Origin of the sequence: Streptomyces siamensis (assembly GCF_039543605.1) — a bacterium.
Classification (GTDB): domain Bacteria; phylum Actinomycetota; class Actinomycetes; order Streptomycetales; family Streptomycetaceae; genus Streptomyces; species Streptomyces siamensis.
Map to the genome: position 1 here is coordinate 401,965 of NZ_BAABKB010000030.1, position 26,199 is coordinate 428,163.

The 26,199-nt window shown below is 71.0% G+C and carries 21 protein-coding genes; 11 read left to right on the forward strand and 10 right to left on the reverse strand.

The window, feature by feature from the left end:
• Window positions 1–3 precede the first annotated feature (3 nt).
• The 3 genes from ABEB03_RS32605 to ABEB03_RS32615 form a co-directional block, all read right to left on the reverse strand.
• Entirely contained in the window at window positions 4–252 is a 249-nt protein-coding gene (locus tag ABEB03_RS32605; protein WP_345656410.1) for a hypothetical protein, read from the reverse strand.
• A complete protein-coding gene (locus ABEB03_RS32610) occupies window positions 249–746 on the reverse strand; it encodes a sigma factor-like helix-turn-helix DNA-binding protein (RefSeq protein ID WP_345656411.1) in 498 nt (165 codons plus the stop codon). The genes ABEB03_RS32605 and ABEB03_RS32610 overlap by 4 nt, the downstream gene beginning before the upstream one ends.
• Window positions 747–1,006: 260 nt before the next feature.
• Window positions 1,007–1,513 (reverse strand): MarR family winged helix-turn-helix transcriptional regulator, encoded by a 507-nt coding sequence (locus tag ABEB03_RS32615; protein ID WP_345656473.1) that lies wholly within the window; start codon window positions 1,511–1,513, stop codon window positions 1,007–1,009.
• A gap of 164 nt (window positions 1,514–1,677) precedes the next feature.
• On the opposite strand from ABEB03_RS32615, the gene ilvA reads away from it, so the two are divergent.
• From ilvA to ABEB03_RS32630, 3 genes are all read left to right on the forward strand, one after another.
• Entirely contained in the window at window positions 1,678–2,907 is a 1,230-nt protein-coding gene (gene ilvA, locus ABEB03_RS32620; protein WP_345656412.1) for a threonine ammonia-lyase, read from the forward strand.
• Window positions 2,908–3,119: 212 nt separating this feature from the next.
• Window positions 3,120–4,127, forward strand: coding sequence for an ATP-binding cassette domain-containing protein (locus tag ABEB03_RS32625; protein WP_345656413.1), 1,008 nt, complete (start codon window positions 3,120–3,122; stop codon window positions 4,125–4,127).
• Window positions 4,124–4,981, forward strand: a complete 858-nt coding sequence (locus ABEB03_RS32630; protein WP_345656414.1) for an ABC transporter permease — start codon at window positions 4,124–4,126, stop codon at window positions 4,979–4,981. The genes ABEB03_RS32625 and ABEB03_RS32630 overlap by 4 nt, the downstream gene beginning before the upstream one ends.
• 63 nt (window positions 4,982–5,044) lie before the next feature.
• Here ABEB03_RS32630 and greA read toward each other — a convergent pair whose 3' ends face one another.
• Window positions 5,045–5,542, reverse strand: coding sequence for a transcription elongation factor GreA (gene greA / locus ABEB03_RS32635; protein WP_028803024.1), 498 nt, complete (start codon window positions 5,540–5,542; stop codon window positions 5,045–5,047).
• Window positions 5,543–5,754: 212 nt separating this feature from the next.
• Window positions 5,755–6,156 carry a DUF4307 domain-containing protein gene (locus ABEB03_RS32640; RefSeq protein WP_345656415.1) on the reverse strand — a complete coding sequence of 134 codons (402 nt, stop codon included), beginning with the start codon at window positions 6,154–6,156 and terminating at the stop codon, window positions 5,755–5,757.
• A gap of 199 nt (window positions 6,157–6,355) precedes the next feature.
• On the opposite strand from ABEB03_RS32640, the gene mca reads away from it, so the two are divergent.
• Both mca and ABEB03_RS32650 read left to right on the forward strand, forming a co-directional pair.
• Window positions 6,356–7,216 carry a mycothiol conjugate amidase Mca gene (mca, locus tag ABEB03_RS32645; protein WP_345656474.1) on the forward strand — a complete coding sequence of 287 codons (861 nt, stop codon included), beginning with the start codon at window positions 6,356–6,358 and terminating at the stop codon, window positions 7,214–7,216.
• A complete protein-coding gene (locus ABEB03_RS32650; protein ID WP_345656416.1) occupies window positions 7,209–7,466 on the forward strand; it encodes a hypothetical protein in 258 nt (85 codons plus the stop codon). The genes mca and ABEB03_RS32650 overlap by 8 nt, the downstream gene beginning before the upstream one ends.
• Window positions 7,467–7,607: 141 nt before the next feature.
• Here ABEB03_RS32650 and ABEB03_RS32655 read toward each other — a convergent pair whose 3' ends face one another.
• On the reverse strand, window positions 7,608–10,808 hold the full coding sequence (locus tag ABEB03_RS32655) for a tetratricopeptide repeat protein (protein WP_345656417.1): 3,201 nt from the start codon (window positions 10,806–10,808) through the stop codon (window positions 7,608–7,610).
• A gap of 214 nt (window positions 10,809–11,022) precedes the next feature.
• Between ABEB03_RS32655 and ABEB03_RS32660 the strand changes: the two genes are divergently transcribed.
• The 5 genes from ABEB03_RS32660 (at window position 11,023) to ABEB03_RS32680 (ending at window position 19,776) form a co-directional block, all read left to right on the forward strand.
• Window positions 11,023–13,056 (forward strand): thioredoxin domain-containing protein, encoded by a 2,034-nt coding sequence (locus ABEB03_RS32660; protein ID WP_345656418.1) that lies wholly within the window; start codon window positions 11,023–11,025, stop codon window positions 13,054–13,056.
• Between the two features lie 183 nt (window positions 13,057–13,239).
• Window positions 13,240–14,502: a glycosyltransferase gene (locus tag ABEB03_RS32665; protein ID WP_345656419.1), complete on the forward strand. Its 1,263-nt coding sequence runs from the start codon at window positions 13,240–13,242 to the stop codon at window positions 14,500–14,502.
• Entirely contained in the window at window positions 14,499–16,157 is a 1,659-nt protein-coding gene (locus ABEB03_RS32670) for an ArnT family glycosyltransferase (protein ID WP_345656420.1), read from the forward strand. Before ABEB03_RS32665 ends, ABEB03_RS32670 begins: the two co-directional genes overlap by 4 nt.
• Window positions 16,154–17,359: a glycosyltransferase family 2 protein gene (locus ABEB03_RS32675; RefSeq protein WP_345656421.1), complete on the forward strand. Its 1,206-nt coding sequence runs from the start codon at window positions 16,154–16,156 to the stop codon at window positions 17,357–17,359. The genes ABEB03_RS32670 and ABEB03_RS32675 overlap by 4 nt, the downstream gene beginning before the upstream one ends.
• 152 nt (window positions 17,360–17,511) lie before the next feature.
• Window positions 17,512–19,776, forward strand: a complete 2,265-nt coding sequence (locus ABEB03_RS32680; RefSeq protein WP_345656475.1) for a galactose oxidase early set domain-containing protein — start codon at window positions 17,512–17,514, stop codon at window positions 19,774–19,776.
• A 19-nt stretch (window positions 19,777–19,795) separates the two neighbouring features.
• Here ABEB03_RS32680 and ABEB03_RS32685 read toward each other — a convergent pair whose 3' ends face one another.
• The 4 genes from ABEB03_RS32685 to trhA form a co-directional block, all read right to left on the reverse strand.
• Entirely contained in the window at window positions 19,796–20,524 is a 729-nt protein-coding gene (locus ABEB03_RS32685) for a Mut7-C RNAse domain-containing protein (protein WP_345656422.1), read from the reverse strand.
• A gap of 12 nt (window positions 20,525–20,536) precedes the next feature.
• Window positions 20,537–21,223, reverse strand: a complete 687-nt coding sequence (locus ABEB03_RS32690; RefSeq protein ID WP_425589333.1) for a TetR/AcrR family transcriptional regulator — start codon at window positions 21,221–21,223, stop codon at window positions 20,537–20,539.
• Window positions 21,220–22,788 carry an MFS transporter gene (locus ABEB03_RS32695; protein WP_345656424.1) on the reverse strand — a complete coding sequence of 523 codons (1,569 nt, stop codon included), beginning with the start codon at window positions 22,786–22,788 and terminating at the stop codon, window positions 21,220–21,222. Before ABEB03_RS32695 ends, ABEB03_RS32690 begins: the two co-directional genes overlap by 4 nt.
• Before the next feature lie 148 nt (window positions 22,789–22,936).
• Complete coding sequence (gene trhA, locus ABEB03_RS32700; protein ID WP_345656425.1) at window positions 22,937–23,650, reverse strand: PAQR family membrane homeostasis protein TrhA; 714 nt, start codon at window positions 23,648–23,650, stop codon at window positions 22,937–22,939.
• Window positions 23,651–24,108: 458 nt separating this feature from the next.
• On the opposite strand from trhA, the gene ABEB03_RS32705 reads away from it, so the two are divergent.
• Entirely contained in the window at window positions 24,109–25,944 is a 1,836-nt protein-coding gene (locus tag ABEB03_RS32705) for a phosphoenolpyruvate carboxykinase (GTP) (RefSeq protein ID WP_345656426.1), read from the forward strand.
• The last annotated feature ends 255 nt before the right edge of the window (window positions 25,945–26,199 follow it).

Here is a 26,199-nt window from a genome sequence, read left to right on the forward strand (position 1 = left end):
CGTTCACCAGCCGGTCAGCGGTGGGGTCGTCTGCGACGGCGGCTCCACCCACGGGCGGGCCGTCGCCGCCCAGACGGTGAAGGCGACAGCCGCGGCGAACAGCACCAGCCACATCAGGCGCCGGGCCGCCCTCCGGCGGCGCAGCATGCGGCCTCCGCGCCGGACGACGTCCGCGTGCAGGTCGGGCGGAACCGTGGGTGGCGCCTGCTCCAGCATCCGCCGTACGGCCGCCTCACGCTCGTGCAGGTTCACGACGGCGCCACCTCCACGACGGCCGGTGCCGGGCCCCGCGGCGGGTGCAGCAGCGTCGCCATCGAGCGGGCGCAGATCGTCCGCACCCGTTCCGCCGGCAGTCCGAGCAGGGCCGCCGTCTGTTCCTCGGCGACCCCCTCGTACAGCCGGAGCACCAGGATCAGCCGCTGCTGGGGCGTGAGCCGGGCCAGCACGTGGTCGGGGGAGGGGCGCGGCCGGCCGAAGCTCCCGTACTGGTGCCAGGCCGAACGCGCGAAGCGGACGGCCAGCTGCTGGCGGGCGCAGTCGTACGGGTCCTCGCCGCGCAGCCGGTCCCAGGAGGCGTACGTGTGGGCGAGGGCCTGCACCAGCAGGCGCCGCGCACGCGGGTTGGCGTTGCGGGGTTCGGCCGTGAGCAGCGTGGCGGCATGCAGCAGCCGCCCTGCCGCGCCCGCGACGAACGCCTCGAACTCCCGGGCCCGGCGGGCGCCTTGGGACGCCTGCCGTTCTCGCACCACGCCTCCCGCCTGAGAGCGCCCCCGAAGGGACGGGGTCCCGGCCGCGTACGGCATGCCGCACCGCGTACGAGGAGGACCCGGTCTCATATGAGGCCAGGCGCCGCCTTCCGGTCAAGAGCCCGGGGCACACCCTCGCGCGCGGGCACACCTCGCCCGCGCCGGACACCCCCTCCCGGGGCCGTCCCCCGGGCGGGCCGTCACACGCGTGCGGCGACGGCGCTCCGGGCCTGCGACCCGGCGAAGTGCGCCCTCAAAGGTCAGGAAGTCGGCTGGGACTCGCCGACGGGCCCGCCCTGGGCCGCCTGACGTGCGGAGAGGGCGCCATTGAAGCGCGTGAGGAGCGTGCAGAAGGCCTCACGCTCCTCCGGCGCCCAGTCGTGGGTCAGCTCGGCCATCAACTGACGCCGGGAGGATCGCACTTCGTCGAGCCGGGCCTGCCCGCGCGGCGACAGCTGGAGCACCACCGCGCGCCCGTCCTCGGGGTGCGAGGTCCGCTTCACGAGACCGGTGTCGACGAGCGGAGCCACCTGCCGGGTGACCGTCGAGGAGTCGATGCCCATGCTCGCGGCGAGCGCCTTGACGCCCATCGGGCCTTCCTTGTCCAGGCGGTTGAGCAGCAGGTACGCGGCGCGGTCCATGGAGTTGCGCACCTGCCCCACCCCGCCGAGCCGGGTCTGTTCGGCACGGCGCGCGAACACCGCGACCTCGTGCTGCAGCGTGTCGAGAAGACCGGTGTCACCGACGGTCGTCATGTCCATCGACATTTCAGGTGTTGTGGGCATGGCCGGGGGCTCAATTCATGCGTGGGAGGCTGGGTTGGGGGACAGGGTACGCGGCCGGGAGGCGGGTCGTACCGGCGCTGCGCAAACCAGTCTCGCAGCGTGGTCAAGCAGGGAGCGGACCCGCGTGAACTGCGAGACTGGTGGTCATGAGCTACAGCACGGCTGACTCCTTTCCCAGCGTGACTCTCGACGACGTCCGTGGCGCGCAGAAGATGCTCACGGGCGTGGCGCGGATGACCGCGATGGAGGGAAGCAGGTACCTCACCCAGCTGGTCGGCGCTCCGGTCCACTTCAAGTGCGAGAACCTCCAGCGGACCGGTTCGTTCAAGCTGCGCGGCGCCTACGTGCGGATCGCCGGGCTGCTGCCGGAGGAGCGCGCGGCGGGCGTGGTCGCGGCGAGCGCCGGCAACCACGCGCAGGGCGTCGCGCTGGCCTCCTCGCTGCTCGGCGTGCGCGCCACGGTCTTCATGCCGACGGGCGCCCCGCTGCCGAAGGTCGCGGCCACCCGTGAGTACGGGGCCGACGTGCGGCTGCACGGCCAGGTGGTGGACGAGACGCTCGCCGCCGCTCAGACGTACGCGGCGGAGACGGGTGCCGTCTTCATCCACCCCTTCGACCACCCGGACGTCATCGCGGGCCAGGGCACGGTCGGGCTGGAGATCCTGGAGCAGTGCCCCGAGGTGCGCACGATCGTCGTCGGCATGGGCGGCGGCGGGCTGGCCGCGGGCGTCGCGCTCGCCGTGAAGACGATCCGCCCGGACGTGCGGATCGTGGGCGTGCAGGCCGAGGGCGCCGCCGCGTACCCGCCGTCGCTGGCGGCGGGGCGCCCGCTGTCGATCGACAACCCGGCGACGATGGCCGACGGCATCAAGGTCGGCCGGCCCGGTGACGTGCCGTTCCGGATCGTCGACGAACTGGTGGACGAGGTCCGCACGGTCTCCGAGAACAACCTGTCGAGCGCGCTCCTGCTGTGCCTGGAGCGGGCCAAGCTGGTCGTGGAGCCGGCCGGCGCGAGCCCGGTCGCCGCGCTGCTGCGGGATCCGCGCAGCTTCGAGGGCCCGGTGGTGGCCCTGCTGTCGGGCGGGAACGTGGACCCGCTGCTGATCCAGCGCATCCTGCGGCACGGCATGGCGGCGAGCGGCCGCTACCTCGCGGTCACGCTGCGGCTGACCGACCGTCCCGGGGCCCTCGCCACACTTCTCGGGGTGTTGTCAGTGGCGGACGCTAACGTCCTCGATGTGAGCCACGTACGGACCGACCCACGGCTCGGGCTCACGGAGGTGGAGGTCGAGCTGCACCTGGAGACGAAGGGGCCCGAGCACTGCGCCGAGGTGAATCTGGCGCTGCGCGAGGCGGGGTACACCGTCATCGACTGAGCCCGGCGAGGCATCAGTCGAGGTCAGGGCCACTGTTCGTCCCCCTGTCGGTCCCGGATGGAAAAATCTGTTGAGTGACGCGATACATCGCGTTACGGTGTGCCCCTTGCCGCACGCTCGGCCCGCGGACGAAGACCCCACCGCCGGGCGTGCCGTACAGGGCAAAAGCAAGACATTTCAGCGAAAATCCCCAACGACGTGGAGAAACTCACATGCCAGGCGCCATCTATGCCGAAGGCCTGGTGAAGACCTTCGGTGACGTAAGGGCTCTGGACGGCGTCGATCTCGATGTCCCGGAGGGCACCGTCCTGGGCCTGCTCGGTCCGAACGGCGCGGGCAAGACCACCGCGGTCCGCTGCCTGACGACCCTGCTGCGCCCCGACAGCGGCAAGGCGGTCGTCGCGGGCGTGGACGTGCTCAAGAACCCCGACGCGGTCCGCCGCAGGGTCGGCCTCTCCGGACAGTTCGCCGCGGTCGACGAGTATCTGACCGGCCGCGAGAACCTCCAGATGGTCGGCCAGCTCTACCAGATGAAGGCGAAGGCGGCGAAGGTCCGTGCCGAGGAGCTGCTGGAGCAGTTCAACCTCAGCGAGGCCGCCGACCGCACCGCCAAGACGTACTCGGGCGGCATGCGCCGCCGGCTCGACCTGGCGGCCGCCCTGGTCGTCTCGCCGCCGGTGATGTTCATGGACGAGCCGACGACCGGCCTCGACCCGCGCAACCGCCAGCAGCTGTGGGACGTGATCAAGCAGCTGGTCTCCGGGGGCACGACGCTGCTGCTCACCACCCAGTACCTCGAAGAGGCCGACCACCTCGCGCACGACATCTGCGTGGTCGACCACGGCCGCGTCATCGCCCGCGGCACCGCCGACCAGCTCAAGGCGCAGACCGGCGGCGAGCGGGTCGAGGTCGTCGTGCACGACCGCGAGCACATGGCGACCGCCTCCGAGGTGCTGCGGGGCTTCGGCAAGGGCGAGACCACGGTCGAGGAGCACACCCGCAAGCTCACCGTGCCCGTCACCGGCGGCGCGAAGCTCCTCGCGGAGGTCATCCGCGAGCTGGACACCCGCGGCATCGAGATCGACGACATCGGCCTGCGCCGCCCCACCCTCGACGACGTCTTCCTCTCGCTCACGGGCCATGTGGCCGAGGCGAAGGACGAGGACACCCCAGCGGCGGACGGCACGGGCCGTCAGCGCAAGAAGGAGGCCGGCAAGTGAGTGCCGCCAGTGACGCCGTGCAGCTCACGGCACCCTCGAACCCGGTCAGCCAGTCCGTGCGCGACTCGCTGGTCGTCGCCAAGCGCAACCTGATCAGGATGTCCCGGATCCCGGAGATGGTGATCTTCGGGCTGATCCAGCCGATCATGTTCGTGGTGCTGTTCAGCTACGTCTTCGGCGGCTCCATGCAGATCGGCGGCAGCACCAGCCCCACCGACTACCGCAACTTCCTGATGGCGGGCATCTTCGCGCAGACCGTCACCTTCGCCACCGCGGGTGCCGGCGCGGGCATCGCCGACGACATGCACAAGGGCCTGATCGACCGCTTCCGCTCGCTGCCCATGGCGCGCGGAGCGGTGCTGACCGGGCGCACCCTCGCCGACCTCGTCCAGACCGCGCTGACCCTGCTGGTCCTCGCGGTGGTCGCCCTCCTGGTCGGCTGGCGCGTCGGCTCCGACGGCGACACCAACGTCTTCAAGGTGCTGGGCGCCTTCGGCCTCCTGCTCCTGCTGGGGTACGCGTTCACCTGGATCGGCGCGCTCATCGGCCTGTCCGTGCGCACCCCCGAGGCGGCCACCTCCGGCGGACTGATCTGGCTCTTCCCGGTCACGTTCATCTCGAACGCGTTCGTGGACTCCAGCAACATGACGCCGTGGCTGCGCCACATCGCCGACTGGAACCCGTTCAGCGCCACCGTCCAGGCCTGCCGGGTGCTCTTCGCCAACCCGGGGCAGTCCACGTCGGAAGCCTGGCCCATGCAGCACTCGGTCTGGGCCTCGGTGATCTACTCGGTCCTGATCATCGTGCTCTTCCGGACCCTGGCGGTGCGCAAGTACCGGTCCGCCACCGCGTGACACGACATGACGATGCCCCCGGCCGCACGGCCGGGGGCATCGTCGTGGTCGTCGGTCCCGGGCTCAGCCCTGGTACGGCTCGGCCTTGAGGATCTTCACCGAGGCGAGCTTGCCGTTCGGCAGCTCGTACTGGGCGTCCTCGCCGACCTTCTTGCCGTTCACACCGGAGCCCAGCGGTGACTGCGGGGAGTAGGTCTCGATGTCGGAGCTCGCGTACTCGCGCGAGGCCAGCAGGAAGACCAGGGTGTCGTCCTCGTCGCCGTCGAAGGCGATGGTGACGACCATGCCCGGTGCGACCACACCGTCCGCCGCGGGAGCCTCGCCGACCTTGGCGTTCTCCAGGAGCTGGGTCAGCTGGCGCACACGGAGCTCCTGCTTGCCCTGCTCCTCCTTGGCCGCGTGGTACCCGCCGTTCTCGCGCAGGTCGCCCTCCTCGCGCGCGGCCGCGATCTTGGCGGCGATCTCCGTGCGCGCAGGACCAGACAGGTACTCCAGCTCGGCCTTGAGCTGGTTGTACGCCTCCTGGGTCAGCCAGGTGACGTTCTCGCTGGTCTGGGTCACAGGTGCTCCTCGTAGGTACTGGGAATACAAAGCATCGCCCTACCCAGAAGAATGTTCCTTCACGGGTGGGCGAAACCACGAGCCTAACAATTCAGTGGCTCGAAAGGGAGGACATAACGCATCAGAATTACGTCAATGCAGGTCAGCGGGTATGTGCTGGTAGGAGCTGCGGGTGATGCCCGCCCGTGTGGTCCCGCCGCCTGCCGGTCCGCTCAGTCCGCGTGACAGCCGAGCAGCTCCGCCGTGGTGCCACGGGCCGTCGTACGCAGGGTAACCACCTTGTCGACGCGTGACGAGCTCTGGTCGAAGCGGAAGTCCGCCCGGCCCACCTCCCCGCCGTCCTCGGACTGCGAGCGCAGCGTGCAGTAACCGTGTGCGCCCGCGTCCTTGCGCACTTCCAGGTGCACCTCGACCGCGCTGTCCGAGACCGCCTTGAAGGTGATCACTTCCGCGCTGATCTTGCTGCCGCCGACGTAGTAGTACGCGAACCAGCCGATCAGGGCCAGCAGGGCGACGCCCAGGACACCGCCGATGATCTTGAGTTTCCGGTCGGCGCGCTCGTCCTCGGAGCGGCCGTAGCGACCCTCGGGCAGCTGGGTGCTCGCCGTACTCATGATCGTCCTCTCGGCAGGGCCGGCCAGGGGGTCCTGGATGGGGGCCCGTGGACAGGGCCCTGGAATTATTGGCCCCCCGATTCCGTCACTATAGAAGCCGCCCGAGGCGCTCTCTCACGCCGGGCGCCGACCGCTGATCCACCACTGAGGCGACAGCCGAGCGACTGAGGATTGAGTCTTGACTGACCAGCTGCGACTGATGGCCGTGCACGCCCACCCCGACGACGAGTCGAGCAAGGGCGCGGCGACCATGGCGAAGTACGTGTCCGAGGGGGTGGACGTGCTGGTCGTGACCTGCACGGGCGGCGAGCGCGGCTCCATCCTCAATCCGAAGCTCCAGGGCGACAAGTACATCGAGGAGCACATCCACGAGGTACGCAAGAAGGAGATGGACGAGGCCCGCGAGATCCTCGGCATCAAGCAGGAATGGCTCGGCTTCGTCGACTCGGGCCTTCCCGAGGGCGACCCGCTGCCGCCCCTTCCCGAGGGCTGTTTCGCCCTGGAGGACGTGGACAAGGCGGCCGCTGAACTGGTCAAGCAGATCCGCTCCTTCCGCCCGCAGGTGATCACCACCTACGACGAGAACGGCGGCTACCCGCACCCCGACCACATCATGACCCACAAGATCTCGATGGTGGCGTTCGAGGGTGCGGCCGACACCGAGAAGTACCCGGAGTCCGAGTACGGCCCGGGTTTCCAGCCGCAGAAGCTGTACTACAACCAGGGCTTCAACCGCCCGCGCACCGAGGCGCTGCACCACGCCATGCTGGACCGCGGCCTGGACTCCCCGTACGGCGAGTGGCTGAAGCGCTGGAGCGAGTTCGAGCGCACGGAGCGCACGCTGACCACGCACATCCCGTGCGCCGAGTTCTTCGAGATCCGTGACAAGGCGCTCATCGCGCACGCCACGCAGATCGACCCCGACGGCGGCTGGTTCAAGGTACCGATGGAGCTCCAGAAGGAGGTCTGGCCGACCGAGGAGTACGAGCTCGCCAAGTCCCTCGTCGACACCTCCCTCCCCGAGGACGACCTCTTCGCGGGCATCCGCGACAATGCCTGACATGAGCGCAAGCCACGCACTGACGCACCTCGTCCCCCTCGCCAAGGAGGTCGACGAGAACAAGGTCACCCCCGGCGTCCTCGGCTTCATCGTCTTCGCGGTGATGGCCCTGGCCGTGTGGGGTCTGATGAAGTCCATGAACCGCCACATGGGCAAGGTCACCTTCGAGGAGGACCCGGACAAGGACACGGCGACCCCTGGCAAGGGCGCCGTCGGCTCCGGCGGGAAGACCTCCCCCGCGAAGGGCTGAGCCGGCCCTCGCGCCGAGCCGGGCTCGGCGCGAACGGCCCGCCAGGGACAGCGGCAGGTGCGCGGACTCCGGACGCAGACGGCCGGAGTGCGCACCCGCCGGGCCGTTCCCCCGGGTGAACCCACGAACGCCACCACCGCCCTACCGGGCCGACGGCACCGCCACACCCATCACGTCCCGGGCGTGGCGGCCCGGGACCAGGCCCAGGCGCCAGGCCTGCCAGCCGGCGTCCAGGTCGACCCCGCGTTCCAGCAGCAGCCGGTACGCCTCGATGCAGTCGTCCAGCTTTCCGTCGCGGGAGGTGTGGCCGGCCCGGGACAGCTGGGCGAGCTCCTCCTCGGCGACGGCGGCGCCCACCTCGTAGCCCCCCGGGGCCGCGTACGGGAGCAGGGTGCAGCGCAGGAAGCGGGCCCAGTCCCCGCCCCGCCGGTCCCCGTACGAGGTGAAGAGGTCCACGGCCTCGTCGCACAGGGTCAGGGCCTGCTGGGTGCGCGCGTTCCCCGCGTCGACGACCGCGAGCTCCAGGCAGGTCCACGCCTCGCCGTGGGCGACCCCGACGCGCTGGAAGTCCGCGCGGGCATCGACGAGGAGCTGGCGGGCGAAGCCGGAGTTGCGCAGGGAGCCGGTCTGGGCGGCGCGCTGGTCGCGGGTGACCCGGGCCGAGTGGTGCCGGGCGCACGCGAGCCCGTACACGTCCCGCATGCGGGAGAACATCGTGCGGGAGCGCTCCAGCTCCCGGACCGCCTGGTTCAGGTTGCCGGTCTCCTCCAGGGCCTGGCCCAGGTAGTAGACGGTCCAGGCCTCGCCGCGCGCGTCCTCGTTCTCGCGGTGGCGGGACGCGGCCTGGCGCAGGCCGTCGACCGCGGAGGACGGGTCACCCTCGACGAGCCGGGCGCGGGCCAGCTGGGTGAGGGCCCAGGCCTCCCCACGGGGGTCGCGGGTGCGGCCGTACAGGTCCAGGGCCTCGCGCAGCTCGCGGTCGGCGCGTGGCACGTCGCCCATGCGCAGGCCCAGCTGGCCGAGGTGGAAGTGGGTCCACGCCTCGCCGTGCACGGATTCGCTCTCACGGTGCAGCACGAGAGCCTGGGTCAGCAGGTCGAGCGCCTGGGCGAGCCGGGAGCGGTCCCGCTCCACCGCGGCGAGCGCGTGCATCGTCCAGGCCCGGTCGGCCGCCAGGTCGGGGGAGGCCTGGAGGTCCATCGCCTCCTGGAGCTTGGCCGCCGCCTCGGTGAGGTTGCCCTGGTGGTGCAGGGTGATGCCGAGGGAGCACAGTGCCCGGGCCGCGCCCGCGTCGTGGTGCGCCTCGAAGTAGAGGTCCACGACGGAGGCCAGCGTCGTGCGCGCCTTGTCCAGTTCGCCCAGCTGACGGGCGGCGATGCCGGTGCGCCACTGGACCGAGCGGACCAGCAGTCCCTGGTCGACGGCCTGGGTCAGCTCGCTGATCTCGCCCAGCCGGTAGAGGTCGCCGCGCAGCAGGCAGTAGTCGCACAGGGCGCCGAGCAGATTGAGCACCGCCGCCTGGTTGACGCCCTCGGCGTGCCGCAGCGCCGCCGTGATGAAGCTCGACTCGTCGTCCAGCCAGCGCAGCGCCGCGTCGAGCGAGGTGAAGCCGTGCGGGCCGAACTGGTCCGCACGGGTGGACGTCTTGCCGTCGACGAGGCGGATCACCGAGTCGGCGAGTTCCGCGTAGTTCACGATCAGGCGTTCCTGGGCCGCCGTGCGCTCGGAGGGCTCCTCCTCGTCCATCAGCCGGGCCGCGGCGAAGGAGCGGACCAGGTCGTGCAGGCGGTAGCGGCTGCCGCGCACGTGGTCGATCAGCCCCGCCTGCGAGAGCGCGGTGAGATGGCGGGTCGCCTCCGGTTCGTCCGTCGCCAGCAGGGAGGCCGCCGCCGCGGCGCCCAGGGAGGCGCGGCCGGCCAGGGCCAGCCGGCGCAGCAGCCGGCGGGCCATGTCCGACTGGTCGGTGTAGCGCAGCCACAGCACCCGCTCGACGGGTTCCACCGGGCCGTACGCCTCCAGGTCGGTGGCCAGCCGGCGCGGGGTGCGCGGGCCGAGGCAGGAGCCCGCGATGCGCAGGGCGAGCGGCAGCCCGCCGCACAACTCCCGCACCCGGTCGCTGGATTCGGCGTCGTACGGGCCCGAGGCGTCCTGTGCCGCCGCGTTCAGCAGTTCCTCGCCGCCCGCCGCGTCCAGTGCCTCGACGGGGAGCTGGTGCACCCACGCGGTGAGGTCGGCGGACAGGTCGAGCGGTTTGCGGGAGGTGACCAGGACCAGGCTGTCGGAGCGCTCGGGGATCAGGGTGCGCACCTGTCCGGCGTCGCTGGCGTCGTCCAGCACGATCGTCACGGGCAGGTCCGTCAGATGCTGGTGGTAGAGCTCGCTCAGCCGCCTGACCTGCTGGTCCTGTGAGGCGCGTTCGCGGAAGAGGAGCTGTTCGCGGGGCGCGCCGAGCCGGTTGAGGAGGTGCAGCAGGGCGTCCCGGGTGGTCAGCGGCGGGTCGTCCGGGCTGTCGCCCCGCAGGTCCACCACGCACGCGCCGCGGAACTGGTCCCTGAGGTCGTGCGCCGCCCGGACGGCGAGGGTGCTGCGGCCGGAGCCGGGCGCTCCGTGCAGCACGACGACCGTCGGCCGGGTCTCGGTGCTCGCCCGTGCCGCTTGCACCCACTGCGCGATCCGCGACAACTCCGTCCGCCGGCCCGCGAACGGGCCCTCCGGCTTGGGGAGTTGGCCGAAGGACTGCTCCAGGACATTGCGTCGCCGGGCGGCCGCGCTCTTGTCGGTGCGGCGCAGCTGGGGCGCACCCTGCTTGGCGCCCGTGGAGGCGCTGAGCACGCGCTGCTGGTCGAGGAAGGGGCGGATGCCCCGGACCTCCAGGGCGGTCAGCCACTGCAGGCGCAGCTGCTCGGCGCCACCGGGCTGCCCGAGCGCGCCGGCCCGACGGCTGGCGGCCGGCACGTGCGAGGCGGTCACCTTGAGCACGGTGGCCGCCGCACCCGCCACGGCGACGGTGGCGCCCGCGCCGACCGCCGTGCCCGCGCCGGTGCCGAACGCCAGGTCCGCGACGACGGCGGCAGCCGCCGCCACGGCTGTGACCAGTAAGGACGTGCCGGCGCGCTCCCGTGCGTAGCGCTGCCCGAACGTCAGCTGTCCTGCCTCGGCCTCGTCGAGTGCGCGTGTGTACGCTCCGTACTCCTCGGTGGCCGTCTGTCCCATCGCGTCGAGCGCGGCCCGTGCCCGCGACAGCAGCACGCCTCCGTCGACGCGCCCGCCCGAGCGCCGCACCTCTTCCTCGACGGCCCGGGCCAACAGCCGCTCGGCCTCCGCCCGATGGCTGTCCCGCATGTCACGTCCCCCTCCGGCAGCAACTCCTTGGCCTACGAGTGTCCTTCGTGCGGGACGTGAAGGACAGAGGACCGTCGATCATTCGCGCAGTGCCCGCTCTGTTCCTCCACGCCGGACGGGCCTCAGGGGCCCGGCGCGGACGGCTCACCCACGGGGGCGCGCCCGGCACCCGCGTGCTTCTCCGCCGCCCGGGACACCGTGGGAGAGTGGGAGTGTGAACCGACTGGCCCATGAGACGTCCCCGTATCTGCTCCAGCACGCCGACAACCCCGTCGACTGGTGGCCGTGGTCCACCGAGGCCTTCGACGAGGCCCGCAGACGGAACGTGCCGGTGCTGCTGAGCGTCGGCTACAGCAGCTGTCACTGGTGCCATGTCATGGCGCACGAGTCCTTCGAGGACGACGCGACCGCCGCGTACCTGAACGAGCACTTCGTGAGCGTCAAGGTCGACCGCGAGGAGCGGCCGGACGTCGACGCCGTCTACATGGAGGCCGTGCAGGCGGCGACCGGGCAGGGCGGCTGGCCCATGACCGTGTTCCTCACACCGGACGCCGAGCCGTTCTACTTCGGCACCTACTTCCCGCCCGCGCCGCGCCACGGCATGCCGTCCTTCCCGCAGATCCTGGAGGGTGTCACCAGCGCCTGGACCGACCGGCGCGACGAGGTCGCCGAGGTCGCGGGGAAGATCGTGCGGGATCTGGCCGGGCGCGAGATGAGCTTCGGCGACGGCCGGGTGCCCGGCGAGGAGGAGCTGGCCGGCGCGCTCCTCGGGCTCACCCGGGACTACGACACGGCGCGTGGCGGATTCGGAGGGGCACCGAAGTTCCCGCCGTCCATGGTGATCGAGTTCCTGCTGCGGCACCACGCGCGGACCGGCTCCGAGGGCGCGCTCCAGATGGCCGTGGACACCTGTGAACGCATGGCGCGCGGCGGCATCTACGACCAGCTGGGCGGGGGGTTCGCCCGGTACTCCGTCGACCGTGAGTGGATCGTGCCGCACTTCGAGAAGATGCTGTACGACAACGCGCTGCTGTGCCGGGTCTACGCCCATCTGTGGCGTGTCACCGGCTCCGAGCTCGCGCGCCGCGTCGCCCTGGAGACCGCGGACTTCATGGTGCGTGAACTGCGCACCGAGGAGGGCGGGTTCGCCTCCGCCTTGGACGCCGACAGCGACGACGGGACGGGCCGCCACGTCGAGGGCGCGTACTACGTGTGGACCCCGGAGCAGCTGCGCGAGGTCCTCGGCGAGGACGCCGAACTCGCCGCCCAGCACTTCGGGGTGACGGAGGAGGGCACCTTCGAGGAGGGTGCCTCCGTGCTGCGGCTGCCCCAGCACGAGGGCGTCGTCGACGCCGACCGGATCGCCTCCGTGCAGCAGCGGCTGTTCGCCGCGCGCGCCGGTCGTCCCGCCCCGGGCCGGGACGACAAGGTGGTCGCCGCGTGGAACGGCCTCGCGGTCGCCGCACTGGCGGAGACCGGCGCCTACTTCGACCGCCCCGACCTCGTGGACGCCGCGATCGGCGCGGCCGACCTCCTGGTGCGGCTGCACATGGACGACCACGCGCGACTGGCCCGTACCAGCAGGGACGGTCACGTCGGGGCCAACGCCGGTGTGCTGGAGGACTACGCGGATGTCGCCGAGGGTTTCCTGGCGCTGGCGTCCGTCACCGGGGAGGGGGTCTGGCTGGAGTTCGCGGGCTTCCTGCTCGACCATGTGCTCACGCAGTTCACGGACGCCGAGTCGGGCGCCCTGTTCGACACGGCAGCCGACGCCGAGGAGCTGATCCGCCGGCCGCAGGACCCCACCGACAACGCCACGCCCTCGGGGTGGAGTGCCGCGGCCGGGGCGCTGCTGAGCTATGCCGCGCAGACCGGTGCCGAGCCCCATCGCACCGCCGCCGAGCGGGCGTTGGGAGTGGTGAAGGCGCTGGGGCCGCGCGCGCCGCGCTTCATCGGATGGGGTCTCGCGGTGGCCGAGGCGCTCCTCGACGGACCGCGGGAGGTCGCGGTCGTGGGACCGGACGGCGATCCGGCGACCAGGGCGCTGCACCGTACGGCGCTCCTGGGCACGGCGCCGGGAGCCGTCGTCGCCGCGGGGGTGGCGGACAGTGACGAACTACCGTTGCTTTCCGGCCGACTTCTGGTCGACGGGCGGCCCGCCGCGTACGTCTGCCGTAACTTCGCCTGCGACGTCCCGACGACCGACCCCGATCGGCTCGAAGCGGCCCTGAGCGGCCGAAAGGTCTGATCCCCAACTCGCCCAAACGTCACCAGTGTTCCGATTGTTCAGTTAGTCGACCGAGTGTGACGAAACACGCTCTTCACCGGAAGATCCCGTGCGCTTCACAGATCCCCCATAGTGTCTGACCGGGACGCGACAGATGTCACTCACTGTCGCGACCGGGGGTTACAGGGGATCTGGGGGGATCTTTTGCTCACATCTGTCTTCATTGCTGCCATTTCACTGGTGCTCTTCTGGATGGCCGCCTTCACCCTGTGGTGGCAGATGCACGCGTGGCGTACGCCCGAGGTGCTGGCCTCCACCCGCTTCAGCAGCCCGGACGGCGGGGAGGGCCTGTCCTTCTCGCTGCTGCTGCCCGCGCGCCACGAGCAGGCCGTGCTGGACCACACCGTCCAGCGGCTGCTCGAATCCGGCCACACCGACTTCGAGATCATCGTGATCGTAGGACACGACGACCCCGAGACCACCGCGGTGGCCCGCGCCGCCGAGGCGCGCGACCCGCGGGTGCGCGTGGTCGTCGACCACCACGAGAAGAAGAACAAGCCGAAGGCCATGAACACGGCCCTGCCGCACTGCCGGGGCGACGTGGTCGGGGTCTTCGACGCCGAGGACCAGGTCCATCCGGAGCTGCTCGCCCACGTCGACCACGCCTTCCGCACCACCGGCGCGGACGTCGTCCAGGGCGGCGTCCAGCTCATCAACTTCCACTCCAGCTGGTACAGCCTGCGCAACTGCCTGGAGTACTTCTTCTGGTTCCGCTCGCGGCTCCATCTGCACGCGCAGAAAGGATTCATCCCGCTCGGCGGCAACACCGTCTTCGTCCGCACGGACGTCCTGCGGGAGGCCGACGGCTGGGACCCCGACTGCCTCGCCGAGGACTGCGACCTCGGTGTACGCCTCTCCAGCGTCGGCAAGAAGGTCGTCGTCGCCTACGACTCCGACATGGTGACCAAGGAGGAGACCCCGGGCTCGCTGATGTCCCTGTTGAAGCAGCGCACCCGGTGGAACCAGGGCTTCCTCCAGGTCTACCGGAAGAGGGACTGGAAACAGCTTCCCGGTCTCGGGCAGCGCCTGCTCGCCCGCTACACGCTGATGACGCCCTATCTCCAGGCCGTCTCCGGCGTGATCATCCCGCTCAACGTGGCCATCGCGCTCTTCCTCGACGTGCCGGTCGGCATCGCCTTCGTCACCTTCCTGCCGGCGGTGACCGCCCTGGTCACGTTCGTCTTCGAACTGGTCGGACTGCACGACTTCGGCAAGCAGTACGGGCTGCGGGTCCGCTTCGTCCACTACCTGAAGCTGATCGTCGGCGGCCCCTTCTACCAGGTGCTGCTGGCGGGCGCCGCCGTACGCGCCGTCTGGCGCGAGCAACGGGGCCGCAACGACTGGGAGCTGACCAGTCATGTCGGCGCGCACCTCACCGAAGCGATCCGAGAGGACGTTCCCGCGTGACCTCCACCCTTCCCGCGGCGACCACACCCACGGTCCCCGCGCAGCGGCCGCCTGCGCCCGAAAACGTCCCCGACACCCGCCCGTCCGTACGCTTTCGCAGCTCACGCCCGGATCTCGTCCTGTGCGGGGTGCTGCTCGCGGCGATCCTCGTCGTCCAGGGCTGGAACATCGCCGACCACCCCACCCTCAGCGACGACGAGGGCACCTACCTCGCCCAGGCCTGGGCCGTCCAGCAGGGCAAGGGCCTGGCCCACTACACGTACTGGTACGACCACCCGCCGCTCGGCTGGATCCAGATCGCCCTGCTGACCTGGATCCCCGCGCACCTCAGCCCCTCCTCGATGACCGTCGGCTCGATGCGCACGGCGATGCTGCTGATCAGCGCCGTGAGCGCGGTCCTCGTGTACGTGCTCGCCCGCCGCCTCTCGCTGCCGACGTGGGCGGCCGGCCTCGCGATGGTGCTCTTCGGGCTGTCCCCGCTGTCGGTCGTGCTCCAGCGCGAGATCTTCCTCGACAACATCGCGGTGATGTGGACGCTCCTCGCGTTCTGCCTGGCCGCGTCCCCGAGCCGCCATCTGTGGCACCACTTCGGGGCGGGCATCGCGGCCGCGGCCGCCGTGCTCACCAAGGAGACGATGCTCGTCGTCCTGCCCGCGCTGTTCGTCACCATGTGGCGCCACAGCCACCGCGACACCCGCAAGTTCGCGCTCACCGGGGCCGTCACCGCCTGCGTGCTGATCGGCCTCGCGTACCCGCTCTTCGCCCTGCTCAAGGGCGAGTTGTTTCCCGGCTCCGGGCACGTCTCCCTCTGGGACGGCATCACGTACCAGATGAGCCGCCCCGGCTCGGGCTTCGTCCTCGACCCCGGCAGCGGCTCGTACGGGGTCCTGCACTCCTGGCTGTACTACGACCGCGTCCTGCCCCTCGGCGGGCTCGCCGGCGCCGTGCTGCTCCTAGTCACCTGGCGCTGGTCGGTCACCGCGCGCGCCCTCGCCGGACCCGCCCTCACCGTCGCGATCCTCGCGCTGGTGGCGATGCGCCCCAGCGGCTACCTGCCCGCCATGTACGTCATCCAGGCCCTGCCGTTCCTCGCCCTGGTCCTGGCCGGCGGCGCCGCGAGCGTCTCCCACGCGGTACTGCGACGGTGGCGGGGCACCGCCGAGAAGACGTACGTCACCTGGGGACGCCGCGGCCTGGCGGCGGTGCTCGTGGTGGCCGCCGGGGCCTATGTCGTGCCCGACTGGTACGACGGGGACCGCACCGCCGTGACCACGGACGCGAACGCCCCGTACCGGGCCGCGTCCGCCTGGCTGCGGACCGAGGTGAAGGACCCGCGGGACACCCGGGTCCTCGTCGACGACGCCCTCTGGCTCGACCTCGTGCACCAGGGCTACCGGCCCGGCCTCGGCGTCATCTGGTTCTACAAGGCCGACCTCGACCCGGCGGTCACCAGGACGATGCCGCGCGGCTGGCGCGACCTCGACTACGTCGTCGCCTCCCCGACGGTCCGGCGCGACGCCGTCGACCTGCCCACCGTGAAGGCCGCCATCGAGCACTCGACACCCGTCGCGACCTTCGGCCGGGGCGAGGACCGCATCGAGATCAGGCACATCAACGACACCACCACCACGGCGACGTCCGGAGGCAGTCGATGAGCGGCTTCGAGAGCACCGTCCCGGACGAGCTGGGGGATCCGGCGGTACACCCGGCCGAGATCCCCGAGCCGGGCGCCGTCACCATCGTCGTACCGACGTTCAACGAGTCGGCGAACATACGGGAGTTGCTGCGCCGCATCACCGACGCGGTGCCCGCGCGGCTGCCCTGCGAGGTCGTCTTCGTGGACGACTCGACCGACGACACCCCGGACGTCATCTCCCGGGCGGCGCAGGACTGCCCGTTCCCCGTCACCGTGCTGCACCGCGACGAACCCGTGGGCGGGCTCGGCGGCGCGGTCGTCGAGGGACTGAAGGCGGCCACCTCGGACTGGATCGTCGTAATGGACGGCGACCTCCAGCATCCGCCGTCCCTGGTGCCGGAACTGGTGGCCCGCGGCGAACGCTCCGGCGCGGGGCTCGTCGTCGCCAGCCGGTACATCGAGGGCGGCAGCCGCGCGGGCCTCGCGGGCGGCTACCGCGTCGCCGTCTCGCGCGGCGCGACCTGGCTGACCAAGTCGCTCTTCCCGCGCCGACTGAGCGGCATCAGCGACCCGATGAGCGGCTTCTTCGCGATCCGCCGCAGCGTCGTCACCGCCGACGTCCTCCAGCCGCTCGGCTACAAGATCCTGCTCGAACTCGCCGTCCGCAGCCGCCCTCGGCAGGTCACCGAGGTGCCCTTCGTCTTCCAGGACCGGTACGCGGGCGAGTCCAAGTCGACCGCGCAGGAGGGCTTCCGCTTCCTGCGCCACCTCGTCGGACTGCGCACCGCCTCACCCGTCGCCCGCATGATCGTCTTCGGGCTGATCGGCGCCACCGGCTTCGTGCCGAACCTGCTCGGCCTGTACGCCCTCACCGCCGCCGGAATGCACTACGTACCGGCGGAGATCCTCGCCAACCAGCTCGGGGTCGCCTGGAACTTCCTGCTCATCGAGCACCTGCTGTTCCGCGAGCGGCGCGGGCACCGGCACTGGTGGGACCGCGTCGGCCGGTTCGCGCTGCTCGCCAATGCCGACCTGGTGCTGCGGATCCCGCTGATCGCGCTGTTCGTCGACCGCTTCGGGATGGGCGCGCTCAGTGCCACCGCACTGGCCCTGGTGACGACGTTCGTCCTGCGCTTCGTGGGGACCGAGGCGCTGATCTATCTGCCCCGCCGGCGTGGCACGTCGGCGGACCGGAGCCGCACAGCGAGGAGAAGCGCGTGAGCAGAACCGGATTCCGCAGGCGACCGAGCCGGACCACCTCGCTGCTGGCCGTGGCGGGCCTCGCCGCCGGACTGCTGCTCGTGGCGCCGCAGCCCGCCTCCGCCGCCAACCTCGTCACGAACCCGGGGTTCGAGACCGCCGGCACCGACGGCATGCCCCACTGCTGGGAGAAGTCCGGCTGGGGCGACAACGACTTCACGTTCGCCACCGTCGCCGACTCCCACTCCGGGACCAAGGCCATGAAGGTCACACTGACCCGCCGGGCCGACGGCGACCGCAAGGCGCTGATCACCGAGTCCACCGACTGCGCCCCGGTGGTCGGCGTGGGCAAGCAGTACGACCTGGGGCTCTGGTACAGGACCACCACCCCCGACGCCGCGATCACGCTCTTCCGGCACGACACGACGGCGGGCTGGCAGTACTGGACCGACCTCAAGACCCTGGACATGGCGGCCGACTGGACCCGGGCGACGGTCCGCACGCCCGCGGTCCCGGCCGGGACCGACCGCATCACCTGGGGTGTCTCGGTGTACGGCACGGGTTCGGCGACCACCGACGACTACACGATGGAACAGGTCTCCGACCCGGTCCCGCCCGCCGAGTGCACCGGCACGGCGAAGGAGTGCGCCGACGGCAGGTGGACGGTGCTGCCCACCCAGAACCCGGTGCGGTCCATGCACTCCGTCGTCCTCAAGAACGGCAAGGTGCTGCTGATCGCGGGGTCCGGCAACAGCGAGGAGAACTTCGAGGCGGGCACGTTCACCAGCGCGGTCTACGACCCGGCGAACGGCACGTACAAGGTGATCCCCACGCCGAAGGACATGTTCTGCGCCGGGCACGTCCAGCTGTCCGACGGGCGGGTCCTGGTCATGAGCGGCAACAAGGCGTTCCCGGTCGCGGGCGGCCACGGCTACGAGGGCTACAAGGACTCGTACGTCTTCGACCCGGACACCGAGACGTACAGCAGGACCAACGACATGAACGACGGCCACTGGTATCCGTCGGCCACCGAGCTCGGCAACGGCGACATCATCTCCTTCGGCGGACTGCGCGAGGACTCCACCGGCTCGGTGACCGCCGAGCGCTGGTCGGCGGCCGAGCAGAAGTGGCTGCCGCTGTGGCAGGTCAACCAGACCTGGTCGTACTGGGGCCTGTACCCGTCGATGATCCTGATGCAGGACGGCCGGCTCTTCTACTCGGGCAGCCATGTCTTCGGCAACGGCACCCCGGGCACGGGCTCCGCGATCTACGACTACGACGCCAACACCACGACCGCCGTCCCGGGGCTCCGGAACAAGGACGAGCGTGACCAGTCCGCGAGCGTGCTGCTGCCCCCGGCCCAGGACCAGAAGGTCCTGACGCTCGGCGGCGGCAACATCGACTCCAACCCGGACGCGGGCCGGCTCACCGACATCATCGACCTCAAGGCCGCCGATCCCGTCTACACCGCCGGTCCGCCGATCCCGCAGGGCACGGTGGACCTGGGCGACGGCAAGGTCGCCCAGACCGGCGACCAGGGCAAGATGTACGTCTCCGCCGTCCTGCTGCCCGACGGGAAGGTCCTGGAGACCGGCGGAGGTCTGCACAACCGCGCCGACCCCGTCTTCGAGGCGTCGATCTTCGACCCGGCGACCTCGGCCTTCGACCCGGTGGCCGCCGACCCGGAGGCCCGCGGCTACCACTCGTCCGCGTTCCTGCTGCCCGACGGCCGGGTGATGGCCACCGGCGACAACCCGGGCAACGGCACCTGGAACCACAACGTGTCGATCTACACCCCGCCCTATCTCCTCAAGGGAACCCGTCCCACGATCACCTCGGTGATCGACAGCGAGTGGGTGTACGGCGACACGCAGCGCATCACCGTCGACCGGCCCATCGTCAAGGCCGAGCTGATCCGCCCGGCCGCGGTGACCCACTCCTCGGACCCCAACCAGCGATTCGTGGACCTGCCGCTGTCCGTCGACGGCGACAACGTCGACCTGAACGTGACGAGCAATCCCGATCTGGCGCCGCCCGGCTGGTACATGCTCTTCGCCGTCGATGCCAACGGAGTGCCCTCCGTCGCCAAGTGGGTGCACCTCCAGGGACCGTCCGCGCTCGCGGCGGACACCGCCTCGGCGCACGTCCACTCCTTCGCCGACTCCCTGGAGGGCAAGGTCGCCGAGCCGGGCCGGAAGCGGAGTTCGCAGAAGGTCGGCACCACCGTCTCCGGCTGCGACCGCCACTACGGCGGCGTCGGTGTCTGTGTGCCGACGGTCTTCCCGGACGGCGTGAGGAGGACCACGGCCTCCCGCTGTGCCTGGCTGAAGAAGAACGACTACGGACGGTTGAAGGTCAACGGCAAGGACGATCCGCTCGGGCTCGACCCCAGCAGGGACGGACTCGCCTGCGGGGCACGGGATCTGGTGAGGCGTTAGATCTCCGGGAGTCGCGGCCTCAGCGGCTCCCGAACTCCGCCAGGGCGCGCACCACGATGGCCTCCAGACGGTCGTGGTGCGCGCCCTTCCAGTAGGCGCGCCCGCATTCTCCGCACTGCGCGAAGACGTCGTACGACCGCTGGGTGCCGCCCTCCAACTGGTCGGCGACCTGCTCCTTGGTGGCCTCGGCGAGCAGGCCGTTGCACGCGGTGCAGCGCGTCCACGGCCTCAACTCCGGGGCGAACCGGCCCAGTACGTCGCGGAGTTGGTCGTCGGGCCGGGTGCTGTAGACGTAGGCGCCCGCCCACAGCTCACGGCGGCGCAGCAGGCCGCGGTCGCGGCTGAGCATGACGCGTCGCTCGGCCGCGGACCGGGCGGCGAGTGCCGGGTCGCCGATGTCCGTGGACTCGTACGCCGCATCGACGCCCAGCAGCCGCAGCCGGCGGGCGAGCGTGCCGAGGTGCACGTCGAGGAGGAAGCGGAGCGGGGCGCCGGGCACCCGCTGTGGGCGCTCGACCGCCCGCACCCGGACCGATTCGCCGGCCGCCGGGATGTGCGAGAAGGACACCGGTCGCCCGTCCACGACCAGGGCTCCCACCTCGGTCAGCGGGACGCCCATCGACTCGACGACATGGCCGAGCGTGGAGGATCCGTCGGTGCCCACGGCGGTGGCGCCCGTGCGTCGCGCGTGCGGGACGAACATCCCCAGTTCGGGGGCGAATTCGACGTCGATCTCCGGTCCGTTCACCCCGTCAGCATGTCATGCGGGGTGCCCCTGGGGCCTGGGGGTTTCCGCGCCCGCGGCCTTGCCGGCGGCGCCGCCCAGACCGTGCTCCAGGACGTCCACCGCCCGGTCCACGACCTCGGCGAAGTCCTCGCGGTGGCCACCCTCGGCCCAGTACAGGGAGGTCTCCATCAGGCCGCCGATCAACGACATCGCGAAGACCCGCACCTCCAGACCCTCCGGGTCGAGGCCGGTGCGCTCGCCGATGGCCCGGCACAGCAGCCGGCCGGTGACCGACATGCTCTCCATCATCCGGGAGCGCACGGCGGGCACCTCCACCATCAGCCGGGTGCGCAGCCGGGTCACCTCCGGCCCCTCGTTGTCGCCCAGGGAGATGGCCTTGCGCAGCACGTACCGCAGGGAGTCGAACCACGGCTCGTCCGCGGGGCGCGCGCGGAGTTCCTCCTCGAGCATCGGGTCGTACTCGTCGGTGAGGACGATGTCCTCCTTGGTCGGGAAGTAGCGGAACACCGTGGACGGGGAGACCTCGGCCGCCTCCGCGATCTGTTCGATGGTGGTCGCGTCGTACCCCTGCTGCTGGATCAGCCGGTACGTCGCGTCGCGGATCGCGGTCCGGGTCTTCATCTTCTTCCGCTCGCGGAGCCCGGGCCGGGGCCCCGCGGCGGAGGCGGAACTGTGTGCGGTGGCGGCCATGGTGTTCATTGTCCGGCATCGGCGGGTGCCGGGGCCATGCCGGTGTGCGGCTCGGGGGCGGTGCCGGACGCCGGTTCGGGATTGCGCAGCAGTGCCGCGGCCAGCAGGGCGGTCACCAGCGCGGCGACACCGCTGACCAGCAGGACCAGGTCCATGCCGTGGATGTACGCGGCGTCCGCGGAGGCGGCCAGCGCGTGGTCGCCGAGCCGGCCGGCGACCACATGGGCGCCGACCACGGAGTCGCCGGCGGCGTCGGCGGCGGCGCGCGGCAGGGCGGAGGTGTCGAGGCGGTCGGTGTAGGCGCTCGCGAGGAGCGAGCCGAGCAGGGCGATGCCGGTCGCGCTGCCCACCTGGCGCACCGTCATCAGCAGCCCGGAGCCGCTGCCGGCCCGGTCGCGGGGGAGCGCGCCGATGGCGGCGGACATCGCGGGCACCACGGCGAAACCGAAGCCGAGTCCGGCCACGGACAACCACAGGGCGGTGAAGCCGTATCCGTCGTCGACGGAGGTACGGCTGCCGAGGATCGCGGCGAAGGCGAGGACGACGAGACCCGCGCTGATCACGGCGCGTGGCCCGAACCGCGCCAGTACCGGGCCCGCGGCGCGGGACGCGATCAGCAGTCCGCCCATCATCGGCAGCATCCGTACACCCGTGCCGAACGCGTCGTGCCCGAGCACCGCCTGGAGGTACTGCGGCAGCACGAACATCAGGCCCGACAGCACGAACATGACCAGCGTCGCGGCCAGCGTGTTGAGGAGGAAACCGCGCTGGGCGAGCAGGGAGAGGTCGAGCATCGGGCGGACACTGCGGCGCTCGCGCAGCACGAGCAGCGCGACCAGGACGAGCGCGGCGCCGAGCAGGCCGAGGACCAGTGGGTCGCCCCAGCCGCGGTGCGGGGCCTCGATGATCGCGTAGATCAGGATGCTGAGCCCGGCCGCGGTGAGGACGGTGGACACGGTGTCGACCTTGGGGGAGGAGGGATCGCGGGTCTCGGGGAGCAGGAAGAGGCAGGCCGTGATGCCGATGGCCGCCATCGGCACGTTGATCACGAAGACCGAGCCCCACCAGAAGTGGTCGAGCAGCCAGCCGCCGACGATCGGGCCGAGCGGCAGCCCCAGCGCGGAGGCGGCCGAGACCGCGCCGACCGCCTTGGTCCGCTCGTCCGGTCCGAACAGCGAGGGCAGCACGGCCAGGGCGAGCGGCATCACGAGCGCGCCGCCGATCCCCATCAGCGCACGGGCGACGATCACCCAGGCGACGTCGTCGACGAGGGTGCCGACCAGGGATCCGGCGAGGAAGACGCCGAGACCGGTGATGAGCATGCGGCGCCGCCCGAAGCGGTCGCCGAGCAGGCCCGCCGGGAGCATCAGCGCGGCGAAGACGACGACGTACGCGTCCGCCATCCATTGCTGCTCGCCCGTGGAGGCGCCCAGGTCCCGGGCCATCGTCGGCAGCGCCACATTGAGGATCGTCAGGTCGAAACCGAGCACGAGCAGGCTCGCGACCAGGGCCCCGAGGGCCCACCAGCGGCGGGGGTCGCGCCCTGCGGCGCCGTCATCCGTGAGAGTCACCATGAAATGAGAGTAGCTCTCAAAAAGTGGTTCCTGTCAATACGGCTCAGGGTCGGAGGCCGCCCCGGGGTGGTCCGGAAGCCGTGTCCGGGTACGACGAAGGGCCGCGGCTCGAAAGCCGCGGCCCTTCGGTGCAGGGAGGTCTCGGGGGCTATCCGTGCTGGTAGGCCACCAGCGAGATGCCGACGTAGTGCACGACGAACGCCGCGAGGGTGAAGGAGTGGAAGACCTCGTGGAAGCCGAACCAGCGCGGTGACGGGTTCGGCCGCTTGATGCCGTAGATGACCCCGCCCGCGCTGTAGAGCAGGCCGCCGACGATGACGAGGACGAGGACCGCGATCCCGCCCGCGCGCATGAAGTCCGGGAGGAAGAAGACGGCCGCCCAGCCCATGGCGATGTAGCAGGGGGTGTAGAGCCAGCGCGGTGCGCCGACCCAGAACACCCGGAAGACGATGCCGGCGGCCGCGGCGGCCCAGATCCCCCACAGGAGCCACTGCCCCTTGGCGCTCGGCAGCAGCAGCATGGTCAGCGGGGTGTAGGTGCCCGCGATGATCAGGAAGATGTTGGCGTGGTCGAGCCTGCGCAGGACGCCGTCCATGCGGGGGCTCCAGTTGCCCCGGTGGTACAGCGCGCTCACGCCGAACAGCAGGCAGGCCGTCAGGACGTAGATCCCGCAGGCGATACGGCCGCGGGTGGAGTCCGCGAGGGCCGTGAGCACCAGGCCCGAGACGAGAACGGCCGGAAACATGCCGAGGTGCAGCCAGCCGCGCAGTTTGGGCTTGACCGGATGCGACGGGGAGAGCGCATCGGGACCGCGGCCGTCGGCCGGCGAGTCCGTGGGCGCGTCGGGGACGGACGCAGTCATGGGCGCATGGTACCTACGGAACCGTAAGTTACGTATCAGCACGGCGTGATGGACCGCTGTTAGTGGCCATGGTCTCACGCGAGCGGCGGGAGCGCCCGGGGGGTGCGGCGAGCCGGTCGGCCTCCGGCGCGGTCCGGACTCCGGCCGTGTTCGTACGCGAAGTGCGTGCTCCGCGGGGTGTCCGGGCGGCGGGGAACGGCTGCCCGGCCCGCACGGGTGACCCGCCCCGGCCCGCGGGTACCCGGGATGAACCCCGGGTGTGCGGGAGGAAACCTTCCGGCGAGTGGCGATGCTCACTCCGCTCAGGTGTGAGGACCTCTGGACATATGCGCGGATGCGTCGGATGATCAAATGAGTGCGGTCGGCACCGGATGAGCGCCAGAGATCGACAACCGTGAAGCATCCGGGTCGCAGCCCCCACGGGGCACAACAACAAAACCCCTCATTTAGGAGCAATCGTGGCGCGCGACATCGCGGCTCCCACAACCGCCGTCCCCACCAACCACCAGGAACTGATCTCGTGGGTCAACGAGATCGCAGCACTGACCGAGCCGGACAGCGTGGTCTGGTGTGACGGATCCGAGGCCGAGTACGAGCGACTGAGCGAGGAGCTCGTCCGCAAGGGCACCTTCAAGAAGCTCGACCCGATCAAGCGCCCCAACTCGTACTACGCCGCCTCCGACCCGACCGATGTCGCGCGGGTCGAGGACCGGACGTTCATCTGCTCCGAGAAGGAAGCGGACGCGGGCCCGACCAACCACTGGAAGGCCCCCGCCGAGATGCGGGAGATCTTCTCCGGCGAGGGCGGGCAGGGCGGCATCTTCCGCGGCTCGATGAAGGGCCGGACGATGTACGTCGTCCCGTTCTGCATGGGCCCCCTCGGCTCCGACCTCTCCGCGATAGGCGTCGAGATCACCGACTCCGCCTATGTCGCCGTGTCCATGCGCACCATGACCCGCATGGGACAGCCGGTCCTCGACGAACTCGGTTCCGACGGCTTCTTCGTGCGTGCCGTGCACACGCTCGGAGCGCCGCTCGCCGAGGGCGAGGCGGACGTGCCGTGGCCGTGCAACTCCACGAAGTACATCTCCCACTTCCCCGAGACCCGCGAGATCTGGTCGTACGGCTCGGGCTACGGCGGCAACGCGCTGCTCGGCAAGAAGTGCTACGCCCTGCGCATCGCCTCCGTCATGGCGCGCGACGAGGGCTGGCTCGCCGAGCACATGCTCATCCTCAAACTGACCCCGCCGCAGGGTGAGTCCAAGTACGTCGCCGCGGCCTTCCCGAGCGCCTGCGGCAAGACCAACCTCGCCATGCTGGAGCCCACGATCTCCGGCTGGACGGTCGAGACCATCGGCGACGACATCGCCTGGATGCGGTTCGGCGAGGACGGCCGGCTGTACGCGATCAACCCCGAGGCGGGCTTCTTCGGCGTCGCGCCCGGCACCGGTGAGCACACCAACGCCAACGCGATGAAGACGCTGTGGGGCAACTCCGTCTTCACCAACGTCGCGCTGACCGACGACAACGACATCTGGTGGGAGGGCATGACGGAGGAGACTCCGGCCCACCTCACCGACTGGAAGGGCAACGACTGGACGCCCCGGTCCGGCACGCCCGCCGCGCACCCGAACGCCCGCTTCACGGTGCCCGCCTCGCAGTGCCCGATCATCGCGCCCGAGTGGGAGGACCCCAAGGGCGTGCCGATCTCGGCGATCCTCTTCGGCGGCCGCCGGGCCACCGCGGTCCCGCTGGTCACCGAGTCCTTCGACTGGAACCACGGTGTCTTCCTCGGCGCGAACGTCGCCTCCGAGAAGACCGCCGCCGCCGAGGGCAAGGTCGGCGAGCTGCGCCGCGACCCGTTCGCGATGCTGCCGTTCTGCGGCTACAACATGGGCGACTACATGGGCCACTGGGTCGACGTCGCCAAGGACAAGGACCAGTCGAAGCTCCCGAAGATCTACTACGTGAACTGGTTCCGCAAGAACGACGCGGGCAAGTTCGTGTGGCCGGGCTTCGGTGAGAACAGCCGCGTCCTGAAGTGGATCGTGGACCGCCTGGACGGCCGGGCCGAGGGCGTCGAGACGCCGATCGGCATCCTGCCGGCCAAGGGCGCCCTCGACACTCTGGGGCTCGAACTGTCCGAGTCGGACCTCGACTTCCTGCTCACCGTCGACAAGGACGTGTGGCGCGAGGAGGCCGCTCTGGTGCCCGAGCACCTCAACACCTTCGGCGACCACACCCCGAAGGAACTGTGGGACGAGTACCGCGCGCTGGTGCAGCGCCTGGGCTGAGTCCCCGTACAGACTCCGCGGCCGGTTTGGATGTGCCCTGACCAGCGATCGTCACGACCGGCCGCGGTGATACCACCTCACAAGAGCCGGGACCCCGCACAACGGCGTGCGGGGTCCCGGCTCTCTGCGTGCTCCCCGCCGCCCCCGCCCGTCCCGGGGTCCGCGGTGCCCGGTGCGCGGAACGTGCCGGACCGGCTGAAAAAGTCGCATGTTCGCGGGACACTCCTGACATCCTGCATCTAACCCCGAAATGAG